General features: G+C 71.9%; 10 protein-coding genes. All 10 read right to left on the reverse strand.

Features of this window, described 5'->3' with window-relative positions:
- Positions 1–98: 98 nt before the first annotated feature.
- The 10 genes from VB738_RS10185 to VB738_RS10230 are packed head-to-tail and all read right to left on the reverse strand — an operon-like array spanning position 99 to position 13,189.
- Positions 99–902, reverse strand: a complete 804-nt coding sequence (locus tag VB738_RS10185; protein ID WP_323305640.1) for a glycosyltransferase family 2 protein — start codon at positions 900–902, stop codon at positions 99–101.
- A complete protein-coding gene (locus VB738_RS10190) occupies positions 899–2,356 on the reverse strand; it encodes a hypothetical protein (protein WP_323305641.1) in 1,458 nt (485 codons plus the stop codon). The genes VB738_RS10185 and VB738_RS10190 overlap by 4 nt, the downstream gene beginning before the upstream one ends.
- Positions 2,353–3,531, reverse strand: a complete 1,179-nt coding sequence (locus VB738_RS10195; protein WP_323305642.1) for a glycosyltransferase — start codon at positions 3,529–3,531, stop codon at positions 2,353–2,355. Before VB738_RS10195 ends, VB738_RS10190 begins: the two co-directional genes overlap by 4 nt.
- Positions 3,528–4,805, reverse strand: a complete 1,278-nt coding sequence (locus tag VB738_RS10200; RefSeq protein ID WP_323305643.1) for a hypothetical protein — start codon at positions 4,803–4,805, stop codon at positions 3,528–3,530. The genes VB738_RS10195 and VB738_RS10200 overlap by 4 nt, the downstream gene beginning before the upstream one ends.
- Before the next feature lies 1 nt (position 4,806).
- Positions 4,807–6,870 carry a glycosyltransferase gene (locus tag VB738_RS10205; protein WP_323305644.1) on the reverse strand — a complete coding sequence of 688 codons (2,064 nt, stop codon included), beginning with the start codon at positions 6,868–6,870 and terminating at the stop codon, positions 4,807–4,809.
- The gene (locus VB738_RS10210; protein ID WP_323305645.1) at positions 6,867–7,802 is read right to left on the reverse strand and encodes a glycosyltransferase family 2 protein; all 936 of its coding nucleotides are present in this window, start codon (positions 7,800–7,802) and stop codon (positions 6,867–6,869) included. Before VB738_RS10210 ends, VB738_RS10205 begins: the two co-directional genes overlap by 4 nt.
- A gap of 4 nt (positions 7,803–7,806) precedes the next feature.
- A complete protein-coding gene (locus tag VB738_RS10215) occupies positions 7,807–9,828 on the reverse strand; it encodes a glycosyltransferase (protein WP_323305646.1) in 2,022 nt (673 codons plus the stop codon).
- Complete coding sequence (locus tag VB738_RS10220; RefSeq protein WP_323305647.1) at positions 9,821–11,164, reverse strand: glycosyltransferase family 4 protein; 1,344 nt, start codon at positions 11,162–11,164, stop codon at positions 9,821–9,823. The genes VB738_RS10215 and VB738_RS10220 overlap by 8 nt, the downstream gene beginning before the upstream one ends.
- The gene (locus tag VB738_RS10225; protein WP_323305648.1) at positions 11,161–12,045 is read right to left on the reverse strand and encodes a hypothetical protein; all 885 of its coding nucleotides are present in this window, start codon (positions 12,043–12,045) and stop codon (positions 11,161–11,163) included. The genes VB738_RS10220 and VB738_RS10225 overlap by 4 nt, the downstream gene beginning before the upstream one ends.
- A 22-nt stretch (positions 12,046–12,067) precedes the next feature.
- Positions 12,068–13,189, reverse strand: coding sequence for a hypothetical protein (locus tag VB738_RS10230; protein WP_323305649.1), 1,122 nt, complete (start codon positions 13,187–13,189; stop codon positions 12,068–12,070).
- Between the last annotated feature and the right edge of the window lie 12 nt (positions 13,190–13,201).

The following is a 13,201-nucleotide window of genomic DNA, read 5'->3' on the forward strand; positions in this document are numbered from 1 at the left end:
GCGAGACGGGGGAATCGACGGGTGACTCGAAGGGGGCAGACCGGCGGTCAGGGCGGACCTTAGGGCAACCTCCAGATCCTGCAGGGTCCTGTGGGCATTCAAGGGGGCGTCGAGAGGCTGAAGCGATCCTCCAGGAGCATCAGATGGAGCAGCAGTTCGGCATACATGCGCTGCTGGGCGTAGGCCCAGCCGCGCCAGCCCTCCAGCATCCCGCCCTTCCAGACCAGGCAGAACACCAGGGCCGCGAAGGGGGCCAGGGGGGTGTGCTTGCGCAGCCGATCCGCCACGGTCAGCTGGCTGGAGGGGGTGGTTCGCAGCTTGGCCGCCTCGATCGCCAGGTACGAGCCCTGGGAGGCCAGCCAGCGCTGCAGGGGCTTGCGGTCGTCGTGGTGGATCGGCTGCCGCAGGCGTCCGACGGGTCCCGACAGGACGATGCGGTGGCCATGGCCGTCGTTGCGGTAGCGGCCCCGGCCATGGCGATAGAGGCTGGTGCGCGGGGGCAGCATGCCGCTGCGCAGGGGCCGACCGCCGATGCAGTAGCGGAACGGGATGGCAAAGCCAGCCATCGCGGTGGCGGCCGGATCCCTGATCACCGTCTGGATTTCGGCGGCCAGCGGCGGCGGGATCAGATAGTCCGCATCCAGGCTCAGCACCCAGGGGGAGGTGATCCGGTCGAGGCCGAAGTTGCACTGGTCGGCGAAGCTGTCGAACGGCCGATGCAGCACCCGCACCGATGCATGGCCGGCGAGGATCGAGAGCGTGGCGTCGCTGCTGCCGCTGTCGATCACCAGGATGGAATCCAGCCAGCCCAGGTGGTCGAGGGTGCGGCCGATGTTGGCCTCTTCGTTGTAGGTCAGGATCAGGGCGGTGAGGAGCGGCGCAGGGGGCTCGATCCGACTCATGTCTGGGCCTGGGAGTGCTGTTCCAGGAGGATCTGCTGCTGGCGCTGCTGCTGCTGCCACAGCGCCCACTGCTCCTGCTGCTGGGACACCAGGGTGGGAATGGCCAGGAAGGAGCCCAGCGTCAGGCTCATCAGGATCAGCACGAAGGGGTCGCCGTAGAGCTGGGCCGCCGAGAAGAACGCCGGCACGTTGGCCAGGGCGAACGACATGAGCCCCATCAACAGGGCGGAGCTGGACTGGGGCAGTTGCTTCAGCAGTCGGAAGTTTCGAAGCAGTACCAGGCCCAGCAGCACCAGGATCACTCCGAGCACCACGATGCCCGGAATGCCCAGCTCGAGGATGAGGCGGCCGCCGCCGCCTTCGGAGACGAAGGCCACGCTCTGGATGGCATCGCGGGCCGCATTCCTGATCAGGCCGCCCGTGCTGGCGCCGGCACCCACACCCATGCCGATGCCGTCGGAGATCTCGATGGCCCTCAGGGTGGCGCCGATGCCCTGGGAATCGAAACGCTCGACCAGGTCCTGCTGGATGGTCAGGGAGCGGTTGGTGTACTCGCCGAAGTTCTCGCCCAGATTCTCCGAGAGGATGAAGGCGTAGAGGGGATAGGCAATCCCTGCCACCCCGAGCACACTTGAAATCACCCGTTCCTTGGAGGCGGGGCTGGCCCGGCGGCTGAAAAGGAGCAGGTAGATCGCCACGAACGCCAGGATCAGCACCTGGGCCTTGCGCCGGCCGGTCAGGATGGTCAGGAAGGCGAAGCCGGCCGCCAGCAGCAGCAGTCCGAACTGGTTGGTGGGTTTCTGGCTGGCGATGCCCATCGACGCGGCGATGCAGGCCGCCGCCGAAAGCTGCCACGAGGCGATCTCACTGGTGCGCCAGAAACCTGAGGCCCCCTGGGCGGAGAAGCCATGGCGGAAGGTGATCAGCAGGCCCTCGCCCACTTCCTGGAGGGTGGGATGGTCGACCCCCTGGAAACTGAGATAGACCGTGAACGCCATCACCGTCGAGCCGACCAGGTAGAGCGTCAGCAGGCGCTTGAGGAACGGCAGCGAGCAGCCCACCTGGAAGCCCACCCAGAGTCCGAAGGCCGGCGCCAGGTAGAAGGCGGCCCCGATGGCGGTGAGGCGGATGTCGGAGAAGCGGGCGAAGCTGTTGAGGCTCTGCAGCGCGATCAGGCTGAAGTAGATCGTTACCCAGCCGTCGAACTGCGGCACGGTCCAGAACATGGCCCGCAGATTGAAGCGGCCGGCCCTCTCGAGCAGCACCACGCCGCAGAGGGCAAAGCCGACCAGCACCAGGCCGACCATGTAGCCGGGCTGGCCCGGGGTGATCTTGCGCAGGGGATCCTGCACGAAGCCGATCAGGAGCGTGACCATCAGGCCGGCCCGCCAGTCACCGTCGAGCAGCACGGCGGCCAGGGCACCGAAGAGCACGATCAGCAACAGGATGGTCATCGGCCGGCGGAAGAGGTCAGCACCTGGCGGTAAGCGTCACGCAGCTGGAGGGCGATCGTGCTCCAGGAAAATTCCATCTGAGCCAGGTTAAGGGCGGAAGTCCGCATTGACAGGGACGGTCGCTCCAGGGCTTGGCCCAGAGCCAGGGCAAGGGCTTCGGGGTCGCTGCCACTGACCAGGCCCGCGCCGCAGCGCTCCACATCGGCGGCCACGGCCACCTCGGGGGACAGGATCACCGGGGTGCCGGCGGCGAGCGCCTCCACGGCGGCGATGCCGAAGTTCTCTGCCGCCGACGGCAGCACGTACCAGTCGGCCACCTGCAGCAGCTGCCATTTGGCTTCCCCCTCCACGAATCCGAGCCAGCGGCAGCGGGTTTCGAGCCCCAGCCGGCGACTGCGCTCCTGCAGGCCGGCAACGTACCGCGGCTCGCCGTCGCCGGCGATGGCCAGCTCCCATGGGGCATCGGGCCGGCGCTGCAGCAGGAGAGCGAGGGCGTCCAGCAGGTTCTCCAGACGCTTCTTGGGGTGCAGCCGCGATAGGAACAGGAAGCGGACCGGCGCGGCGGAGTCCCGGCCGCCCGCCGCCCCGGCCGCTGGTTCAGGGCCGCGCACCCCCAGGGGGAGCACCAGGGTGGGGGGCGCCAGCTCGAGGGCGGTGGCCTCGTCCCGTTCGGCGCCGGTGGTGAAGTGCAGGGCGGCCGCCCCCTGAAGGTTGCGCCGTTCGATCAGGCGCAGCATCAGGCGTTTGCGGCCGCTGCTCTGGGACAGGCTCCACGGGCTCAGCTGGCCGATGCTGCGCAGGATGTAGGGAACGCCGGCCCAGCGGGCCTGGGCCATGGCGCTGGTGGAGGGGTAGGAGAACAGGGCATGGATGTGGAGCAGGTCGTAGTCCTTCAGGTGGCGGGACAGCCAGAGGCTGAGCCCGGGACTGACGGCGAACTCCCGCAGGGCGGCGACGGGCGGACTCCAGCGGCGAAAGGCCAGCACCGGCACCCCCTGGTGCTCCCGCCAGCGGCCGGTGACCAGATCGGGGTGCAGCCCGGGGCCATGGTCGTTGGTGGTGAGGATCGCCGCGTCCACCTCCTGGAGCCGCAGGGCTGCCACCATCTCGATCACGGCCCGGCTGGGGCCTCCCCGCAGCGGGCTGATCGAGGGGATGACGTGGAGCACCCTCATGGCGCCGGGCAAGCCGCCAGGACGTCGTCGAAGGCCGCCCCCCAGGCCCCGGCCACGGAGGGGGCGGCGTAGGCGGCGATGGCGTCATGGTTGTGGCGATGGCGCTCCCGGAACCAGCTGGCCCTGCCTTGCAGCTCCACCAGGGCCTCGAAGATGGCCGTGCTGCTCTCGATGTCGCAGTAGATCCCCTTCTCCAGGTCTTCGACGATCGCCTGCAGGGGGTTGCCCGTCGGTCCGGCCACCAGCACCGGTGTGGCGTGGGGCAGGTATTCGAAGAACTTGGAGGGCAGGTTGTCGGTGTGGCGGGGGCCGATCAGCACCAGCAGGCCATCCGCCGCCGCCGCGAGCTGGTGGGAGCGTTCGTTGCTGACGGCGGCATGGACCTGCACGCACTGGCGCAGCTGGGGGTCGCTGCGGATGGCCGCCTGGGCCGCTCCGTAGAGATAGCCATAGAGCAGGATCCGCAGCCCACCCCGTTCCTCGGGCCGCCAGCGCCGCACGGCCTCCAGCAGCGGCTCAATCGGCCGCCAGGGGCCCAGGTTGCCGGGGTGGAACAGCGTCAGGGTCGGGCAGGGGGCCGTGGCAGCGGTCGGGACGGCGGGCGGAGCTTCGCAGGTCTCGAAGCAGTCCGGCAGGAACCGGGCCGGTGTGTCTCCCAGCAGCCCCGCCGCCCGGTAGCGCTCCAGGGTGAGGGGCGAGGCGAACATGGCACCGGCGGCGGCGGCCAGCACGGCCCGCTGGCGCCCGGGGTGGGCGGGGTGGAAGCTGCCCTTCTCCCGGTGGCCGAAGGGATCGTCGTAGATGGCGATGAAGGGCTTGCCGAGCTGGCCGGCCACCTCCAGGGCCACCTCGAGCACGCGGAAGTCCGGGCAGATGCCGGCCACCACATCGAAGGGGATCCGCGCCGCTGTCTCCATGGCGGTGACCCTGAGGCCCTCGAGCGCATGGGCCTGGGGGTCGTGGCGGCCCAGCCGCTCCAGGCGACGGTGGATCAGCTGGCGCAGGCCGAACCAGAGGTGGAGCGGGTTGCCGGGCCGGCGCCGGTTCCTGCGGATGGCGCAGCGCTGGGAGCGGGACACCCGCCGGCTGTAGTGGCAGAAGCGCTCCTGGTCGGGGAAGGGTTCCGGGGTGACGGCATCGAGCCGGGGGTCGGGGCCGACGACATGGAATTCCCAGCCGGCCGCCGGCAGATGGGGCAGAAGCTTGGCGTAGCGGCGGGCCTGGACGCCGCCGCCCCCCGGCGGCTGGAGGGAAAGGATCAGGGCCCTGGCCATCTCAGCGGCGCTCCAGCAGGGCCAGCCCCGCCAGGATCCCCTCGGCGGCGTTCCGCACGCTGAAACGGCTGTTGACGAGCTCCCGTGCCGTTGCCCCCATCCGGGCGGCGGCGGTCGGATCGGCGGCCATCCGACCCATGGCCGCAGCCAGGGCCGCCGGCTGGCCGACGGGGCTCACCAGGCCCGTGCGGCCCTCGAACACCAGATCCTCGGCGCACCCCACCTGATCGCTCACGATCGCCGGCAGCCCGCAGGCCATGGCCTCGTTGACCACCAGCCCCCAGGTCTCGCCGTGGTCGGAGGGCAGCACCAGCGCGTCGGCCACCGCATAGGCCGAAGGCATGCCCGACTGATTGACGAAGCCGGCGAAACTCACCGGCAGGGCGTGCTGGTGGACCAGGGCCCTGCAGGCCTCCTCCAGGGGGCCGCTGCCCACCATCAGCAGATGCACCGGGGGGGGCACGGGTTCAAGCAGCAGCAGCCGCAGAGCTTCGAGCAGGTCGAGGGGACGTTTCTTGGGCTGGAGCTTGCCGGCGAACAGGAAGCAGAAGGCCTCCGCGGGGATGGCCCAGCCCTGGCGCAGCTCGGTCCTATGGGGGCGCTGGGCCGCGGCCCGCTCGCCGAAGTAGGCGTTGTCGACGAAGTGGGGCGAGGGCACCAGCCGCTCCTGGGGGACCCCGAACTGGCGGTACCAGCGGGCATTGGCCGTGCCCACCGGAAGGCCCACCGACACCCCCCGGAACAGGATCCAATAGGTGAGATTCAGGAGCCAGGGCCTGGGACGGAAGGCGTTGGAGTCCATCCGCAGCAGCACCGGCAGACCCTGCAGCCGGGCGGCAATGAACAGCTGCACCATGCCCAGGAAGTGCCAGCCGGTGAGCAGCAGGGCATCGGGCCGCTGCCGGGCCGGACCGAACCCCAGTTCCCCCAGGGGCCGGGTCAGCCAGACGCCCCGGTAGCCGGAGGTGATGCCGCGACCCCGGCCACTGGCGGCCCGGTGCCAGGGGTAGCCCTCCAGCAGCGGCACGTCCCATTCGAAGGAGACCCCGAACCCCAGGCCCTGGGTGCGGGCATCCGGAAGGGTGAGGTAGAGCACGTCCGTGGCCACGTCGGGGGCGGCGGCGAGGGCCTGGAACAGGGGCGTCTGGTACTGCACCGGGTGGCTGCCGGCGATCAGCAGCCGCCGCCGGCGGCTGGGCAGCAGGGCCGGCCCGCGCCTCTGCAGGCGCAGGGCCCAGAGCAGGCCGCGGCCTTCGGCGATGAGGGTGGGGGGGATCCACCAGGGATGGCGCAGGTGGTGGCGGCTGCGCACCGACCCCAGCCAGCCGCCCAGGCACCCCGCCAGGGCCGCCGGCAGCGGCTGGGTGCGCAGCTGGAAGTAGTAGCGCCCCACCGCATGGTCGGGCTTGACGGTGGTGAGGTGCTTGCCGTAACTGCGGGTGCCGCCGCGCTCGGCCCGGAGGTGGTGGATCAGGGCACCGGGCACGTACTGGATCGGATGGCCGGCCTGGCGCCAGCGGAAGGCGAATTCCGCCTCGAAGCGATAGGCCACCCGCACGAAGTTCTGGTCGAAACCCCCCAGCTCCAGGGCCAGCCGCCGCGGGATCGCCACGTTGCCCCCCATGAATTCCTCCACGGAGCGGGGCCGCAGGCTGTTGAACAGGAATGGCCCGTCTTCCGGATCGCTCTGGCCCCCGTGCCAGGGCTGCAGCACCCGGCCGGCGAGCATGGCGTCGGGGTCGGCCCTGCCGGCCCATTCGTGGGCGTTGAGCAGCTCCGGGTCCGGCAGGATGTCGTCGTCGAGGAACAGCACCCGCTCGCCGCGGGCCTCCTGCAGGGCCACGTTCATGGCGCCGGTGATCGAGGGGGTCGGCAGCCGCAGCCAGCGGATCCGACCCTCCGCCTGCCAGGCAGCCAGCCGTTCCTCACTGTCCGGGTCGTGGCGGGGCGTCTGGTCGACGACCAGCAGCTCGAACGGGGGTGGATCCAGCGCCAGCAGGGCGGCGACGCTGTCGATCAATACCTGATCGCGGCCGAAGGTGGGAATGGCGACGCTGAGGGTCATGGCAGGGTGGCCAGCTTGAGCCGGGCCTTGAGGTGCCAGGGGTTGAGGGTGAGGGCCTGGCGCAGGTACTGACGAGCCAGGTCCGGACGCTCCTGGCTGAGGCAGGCACCGATGAAATAGGCCCCATCGGCCTGCCGGCGTGGTTGGGCCGGCAGGCCGCGGCAGCGCTCGCTCAGGGCCTCGGCCTCTCCCAGGACGGGCGCTTCCGGCTGCCCGCCGCGGCGGGCCCGGGTGGCGGCCACGATCAGGGCATGGAAGGCCTCCTGTTCCCGGCGCCGGGAGCCGCTGATCGATCCGGGGGAGAGGGTGGCCTCGTAGAGCACTTCCGGCACCACCAGGTGGCTGCCGAGCTCCACCAGGCGGCTCCAGAGATCGATGTCCTGGGCGAAGTAGAACATCGGCCGATAGCCTCCGGCGCGCTCGTAGGCGCTGCGCCGCATCATCACCGAGCCGTGGATGGCCGGACCGGTGAGGCCATCGGCCAGCTCCCCGGGCTCCGGCGCATTCACCCGCACGGTCGCCCCTTCCGGCACCACCAACCGCACGTGGGTGGAGCAGAGGCTGGCTTCCGGGTGCTCCTGGAGGCAGCGCACCTGCCGCCGCAGCCGCCCCAGCAGGGAGATGTCGCCGACGTCCTGGCGGGCGATGAAGGAGCCACGGGCCACCTGGCAGCCCTCGATCAGCGAGCGGGTGAGCCCCCGTCCCGGCCGCTCCAGCACCCGCAGACGCGGCTCGGCGGCGGCCCGGGCCGCGAGCAGGGCGCCGGTGTTGTCGCTGGAGCCGTCGTTGATGACCACGATCTCCAGGTCCACCCCCTCCTGGCCGGTCAGGGAATCGAGGGTCGCGGCGAGGCTGGCCCCGCCGTTGCGAACCCCCATCACCACTGACACCAGCGGGGCCGTGCCGGATTCGTGCGCCACAGGCTCCTGCATCACCTCAGGTCATGTTCCCCCCTCGCCGGGGTCCTGGCCGCAGCCGTGTCCGGACTCCCATGCTCAGCCGGGCGGCCTGGCCCCAGCCCAGGGCCGTGGCCAGCAGGCGGTAGAGCAGGAACTCCAGCTGCCGTCGCGGCTGCCGGGCTCCGTGGCGGCGGGCGAGCCGGAACAGTCGGCGGGCGGCGTGCTCGGCGCCGGCGGCGCCGCACTGGCGGCTGAGCAGGAAGGCGGAGCGGGAAAAGCGCGCCATCTCTGGGCTGCGGCGGTCGACGCCGGCGGCCAGGGCGCTGCGCAGCAGCGATTCCTGGGCGCGGGCACGGTCCGCCAGCTTGCGGGGGTCCAGATGGCCCCGGTCGCTGAGGTGGTCGTCGCCCATGTGGATCCGCCGCACCGACACCTCGCCAGGCACCCACACCAGGGGCGTCCCGGTTGCGCCGGCCCGGCCGTCGTACTCCCAGTCCTCCTCGTTGATCCAGGGCTGCCAGGGGCCGATGCGATCGAGCAGCTCGCGCCGGTAGAGGGGACAGCTGGTGGTCCACCAGCGCTCCAGCAACAGGCGGGGGAACAGCCGCTCCAGGGGGATCCCGGTGGCCCGCATCGGGCCGCGCCGTTCGACGGGCCGCCGGGAATGGTCCTCTTCCAGGCTGGGGCCGTAGGCGATTCCGGCCCCGGGAGAGCGCTGCAGGGCCCCCACCTGGGCGCTGAACTTGCCGGGCAGCAGCAGGTCGTCGCTGTCGAGAAACTGCACGAACTCGCCGCGGCTGTGGTCCAGACCCCGCTGGCGGGCGGCGCCGGGCCCGCCGTTGGGCTGGTGGATCACCCGGATGCTCTGCGGATGGGCGGCGGCCAGCCCGTCGGCCACCGCGGCGGTGTCGTCGCTGGAGCCGTCGTCGACGATGACGATCTCGATCGGCCGGTGGTCCTGCTCGAGCACGCTGGCCACCGCTTCGCGCAGCAGGGCGGCGCGGTTGTGCACCGGGATGATCGTGCTGACCAGGCCGCTCACCGGGGCGGGCCGCAGGGCGGCGATGCGTTCGAGGGCGGGGCGCCGCATCACGGCCCGGGCCCGTTCCAGGTTGGGGTTGTCCTTCTGGTGCTTGAGGGGCTGGCCCCGGTGCCAGAGGTGCACGATCGGCTCGTAGCCCCAGATCCAGGTGGGCCGGGTGAGACAGCGGTCCCAGAACTCGTTGTCCTCCCCGCCCCAGCCGACGAAGCCCTCATCCATCCCACCGATGGCGGCGTAGGCCTCGGCGGTGATCGCCATCGAGCCGCCGGCCTCCAGGTTCTGCACGATCGCCTCCGCCGGCCTGGCGTCATAGGCACCCGAGCCGGCCAGCACCGCCGCGCTGTGGGTCTCATCGAGGTAGAAGACGAACCGCTTCGGGTTCACCACCGCGTAGCCGCGGGCGATCCGCTCCAGCAGGCGACGGGCATAGCCGGTGGGCACGAGCATGTCGTTGTCGTGCAGGAGCAGCACCGGGGCGCGGGCCTCGCGGGCGCCGAGGTTGAAGGTGTGGGAGCGGTTGTAGGGGGCGGTGGAGTCCGGCAGGGGCCCGTGGATGTGGCGCACCCAGGCCGGCAGCCGGTCGCCGATGCGGGGCTCGCTGTCCTGCTCGATCACCAGGCATTCGAGCCGGACGCCCTCCTGGGCGGCGAGGGACTCGAGGGTGGCCAGCAGCAGGGGCAGCCGCTCGGTGCCCCGGTGGCCGATCAGCACGCTCAGCTCCGGCGGCCCATCGGGCCAGCAAGGGGTGGGCCGGCGCCGGATCGGTGCCGCCGCCAGGCAGCGGCGCAGCAGGCGCCGGCCGAGCTCCGGCTGGACCGCCGGTGCGTGCAGGCGGGAGGTATAGCGCCAAAGACAGGCCTGGCCAAGGCCATCGGGGGCGGCCTCCAGCCGCTCGCGGCGATTGGCGATGCCGAGCTGGGCCGGTGCCGGACGGCGCAGCAGCCACTCGTAGCGGAGCCGGTCCTTCAGCCACACCCCCAGCCGCTCCCGCCGGGTGGGCCCCACCGCCTCAGCCATGGGAGGCACCGGGGGCGTCGAGGCGGGCCGCCGCCGCCAGCAGGTCCTCGGCGTTCGCCCCGGTGCCTGCGGCATGGCCTGCCCCGTCGCCGCCGGAATGGGGCCATTCGCTGCCGGCGCTCCCGTGGCGGAAGCGAAGCCCCAGCAGCCGGCGCAGGTCTTCGCCTCGCCGGCGGCCCAGCCAGCGGTCCAGCCGTCCGGCCGGGGCCGGCGCTGGCTCCTCCGGAACCGGCGGCAAGGGGGGCAGGGCCGCCACCCGCTCGAGCGCCTGCCGCCAGGCAGCCAGGGAGGCTGCCCCGCTGTAGCGCCCGGCCACCAGGGCGTGGCCGGCCCTGGACAGCCGCTCCAGCAGGGCCGGATCCCGCAGCCGCGCCAGTTCGCCGGCCGCGGCCTCCGTATCGCCGCAGGGGAACAGCAGGGCCGTGGCGCCGTGCTCCAGGGCCCCCTCCAGGCCCGCTCCCACGTAGCGGCTGCTGACCACCGCCATGCCGCTGGCCATGGCCTGCCAGGCCACGATCGGGCCGGTCTCCCAGGAGGAGGTGATCACCAGGGCATGGTGATGGCCGTAGATCTCCGCCGCCAGCCGGTCCTGGTCGACATGGCCGAGCATCCGCACGTGGCCCCGCCCGATCCAGGGGGCCAGGGACCGCTCCAGGGCCGGACGCTCCTCGCCGTCGCCGGCGATGCTGAGCCGGACCGCGATGCCCCGGGCCTCCAGCGCCTCCAGCAGCGGCGGCAGATCGTGCACCCGTTTCTGCTCCTGCTCCAGCCGGCCCACCCAGGCCAGGTTCAGGGTGGCGGCCGGATCGCCGCCGGGGAGTTGCCAGGGCGGCACCGGCACGCCGTAGGGGGCGTAGAGCACCCGGCCCGGATCGATCCGGGCCCGCCCGCTCGCCAGCCGGCAGGCCAGGCGATTGGTGGCGATGACCGCGTCGATGCCGGCGCCGTGCAGCCGCAGATCGTCGAAGTACTCCGCCTGCAGCGCATGCAGCGTCATCGCCACCCGTCCATGGAAGCGACCCCGGCGCCGGGCCCGCCGGGCCGCCGGGTACAGATCGACGAGATTCACACCGAGCACGATCTCCGGGTCCAACCGCTCCAGCAGGGCGGCGATGGCACGGATCCGGCCTTCGGCGCTGCCGCTCGGGTTGGCGATCGCCTCGGCCGCCAGGGCCGGGTAGGCCCGGGCATAGGGGCCATGGCGGTGGTGATCCCCGTCGGGCACCGCCACGGTCACCTCCAGCCCGCCGCCCCGCAGGCCCGGCACGAGGTTGGCCAGCCAGTCCTGGACGCCGCCGAGCAGGTAGGCGGAAGGGGCGAGCACCAGCACCCTCATGGCGTTCGATCCAGGTGGACGATCCCCGGTCCGTCGGCGTTCAACGGCGGCACGGCCAGGTGCGGCAGGGGGGCGACGGCCCGCACGTGGTGACCGAGCTGGCGGATGTAGGTGCCCTCCGGTGCCGGACAGCGTTCCCACTTGCGGAAGAAGCTCTCCTGGTTGGCGGAGGTGTACTTGCCCCAGACGCGCTCCGACTGGCCGTCGAAGGAGGTGGTGTCCGGCTGGTCGTTCGCATGGTGCAGGTAGGGACAGGCCACCCCTGCGATCTCAACCCCGGCCAGGCTCGCCCGGGCGGTGTAGTCCATGTCCTCGAAGCCGATGCCGCTGAAGCTCTGGTCGAAGGCGCCGATGCGCTCCCAGCAGCGCCGGCCGATGGCGAAATGGGACCAGGTGTTGTTGAGCAGGCTGAGATCCACCGATTCCCAGGCCATGGCTTCGGCCCAGCGCCGCAGGTAGGGGTCAATGCGCAGATCGTCGTTGAGCACCAGGGTGGTGGCCGTGGGGCTGGCCTGGAGCAGTTCGTTCCACATCTGGCAGAGCCCCACCACCCGCTCATGCAGCAGGAAGCGGCGATGGGGCGGTTCGCCCCGGGCCAGCTCGGCGCAGAGCCGCTCCAGGTAGCGGCTCTGGCTGGCGGGATCGCCGTGGCCGTTGACGGCCACCAGGATCGGCACCTCGGGGAACGTGCGTCGCAGCGAGCGGTAGAGGGGACGGAAGTAGCTCGCGTAGCGGGCCTCGAAGGTGGTGATCGCGATCGTGAAGCGATTGCCCAGGGGCCGCCGCGGCGGCAGCAGCGCCCGCGGGATGCGGCGGCGGCCGCCGTGCACCACGGCCCGGGCAGCGAGGTAGAGGCGCAGGTTGAGGGAGGAGCGGTTCATGGCGGCGGTGGTGGGTGCTCCCTCAGGGACGGCCCAGGGCGTCGATCGCCTCCACCAGGCCGCGGTAGCGCTCCCGGGGGCGGATGTGGTCGTGGAAGCAGCGGGCACAGTCCTCCCGGCGGGCCTCCAGGTCGGCGCCCAGGTGATGGGCCGCCGCCAGGAAGCCGGCGCCATCGTCGACCATCACCCCGCAGCCGAAGTCCTCGACGAACTGGAAGCTGGGCTGGCGGCTGCAGATCACCGGCACCCCCATGGCCAGGTACATGCACAGCCGGTTGGAGCTGACCCCCATGGCCTGGAACTGGGGCGCCGGATTGGTGTAGACGGCCAGGCCGATGTCGTAGCCGACGGCCGATCGCCAGGCCTCCTGCCAGGACAGCCGTTCCGTTTCGATGTGGAGCCGGCCCCCCAGGCTCAGGCGCCGCAGCAGGTAGAGGGCCAGGGGATCCACGCCCAAGGGCTGGATCACGGCGCAGAGGGCCGGATCCTCGTGCAGGGCGTCGAGCAGCCAGTCGGCACCGGCGGTGAGGTTGAAGCCCCCGGAGATGGCCAGGGTGAGGGCGTCCGGCGCCAGCCCCCAGCGCTGGCGGAGCTCCCGGCGCAGGTGTGGATCCCGCTCCGGCGGATGGCGGAAACAGCCCGGGTAGACCAGCACCGGCTGGGCCGGCGGCAGGCCGGCGTAGTCGCGCACCAGATCCACCCGGTGGGTGTCGTTGACGATGGTGAAGTGCGCCCGCCGGTAGGCCTGCAGGCAGAGCCGTTTCCAGCGCTCCGAGCGGGGGCCCCGGTAGCTGCCGGCGCGGATCTCGTCCCCCAGGATGAAGGAGGGACGGCGGTGCAGACGGGCCAGCACTCCCACCAGGGCGATCGGATCCTCCGTGGTGCCCGAAAAGCAGGCGTAGCGGCGCCAGTGGGGGCGCCAGGCCTGGGCCAGCAGCCAGCGCATCGAATAGGCCACCGGATGGGTGCTGACCCGCTCGCCGTAGGGGGCGGTGCTGCCGCAGGGCCCGGGGGCGAAGACGTGGACGTCGTAGCCGTTCTCCAGCAGGGCGGAGATGATCGCCTCGTTGGGGGGCGAGTGCAGCAGCTCCGGCACCAGCAGGAAGTGGGCGGCGATCGGCCGTGGTGACGAGGGACCGGTCATGGAGAAAATGAG

The sequence above is a fragment of the Cyanobium gracile UHCC 0139 genome, assembly GCF_034931325.1.
GTDB classification, from domain to species: Bacteria; Cyanobacteriota; Cyanobacteriia; order PCC-6307; family Cyanobiaceae; genus Cyanobium; species Cyanobium gracile_B.

Excerpts from the sequence above, each read along its gene's own strand:
- VB738_RS10215 (WP_323305646.1), bottom strand. The coding sequence starts at position 9,828 with ATGGCTGAGGCGGTGGGGCCCACCCGGCGGGAGCGGCTGGGGGTGTGG.
- VB738_RS10220 (WP_323305647.1), bottom strand. The coding sequence starts at position 11,164 with ATGAGGGTGCTGGTGCTCGCCCCTTCCGCCTACCTGCTCGGCGGCGTC.
- VB738_RS10210 (WP_323305645.1), bottom strand. The coding sequence starts at position 7,802 with ATGCAGGAGCCTGTGGCGCACGAATCCGGCACGGCCCCGCTGGTGTCA.
- VB738_RS10195 (WP_323305642.1), bottom strand. The coding sequence starts at position 3,531 with ATGAGGGTGCTCCACGTCATCCCCTCGATCAGCCCGCTGCGGGGAGGC.
- VB738_RS10185 (WP_323305640.1), bottom strand. The coding sequence starts at position 902 with ATGAGTCGGATCGAGCCCCCTGCGCCGCTCCTCACCGCCCTGATCCTG.
- VB738_RS10190 (WP_323305641.1), bottom strand. The coding sequence starts at position 2,356 with ATGACCATCCTGTTGCTGATCGTGCTCTTCGGTGCCCTGGCCGCCGTG.
- VB738_RS10230 (WP_323305649.1), bottom strand. The coding sequence starts at position 13,189 with ATGACCGGTCCCTCGTCACCACGGCCGATCGCCGCCCACTTCCTGCTG.
- VB738_RS10205 (WP_323305644.1), bottom strand. The coding sequence starts at position 6,870 with ATGACCCTCAGCGTCGCCATTCCCACCTTCGGCCGCGATCAGGTATTG.
- VB738_RS10200 (WP_323305643.1), bottom strand. The coding sequence starts at position 4,805 with ATGGCCAGGGCCCTGATCCTTTCCCTCCAGCCGCCGGGGGGCGGCGGC.
- VB738_RS10225 (WP_323305648.1), bottom strand. The coding sequence starts at position 12,045 with ATGAACCGCTCCTCCCTCAACCTGCGCCTCTACCTCGCTGCCCGGGCC.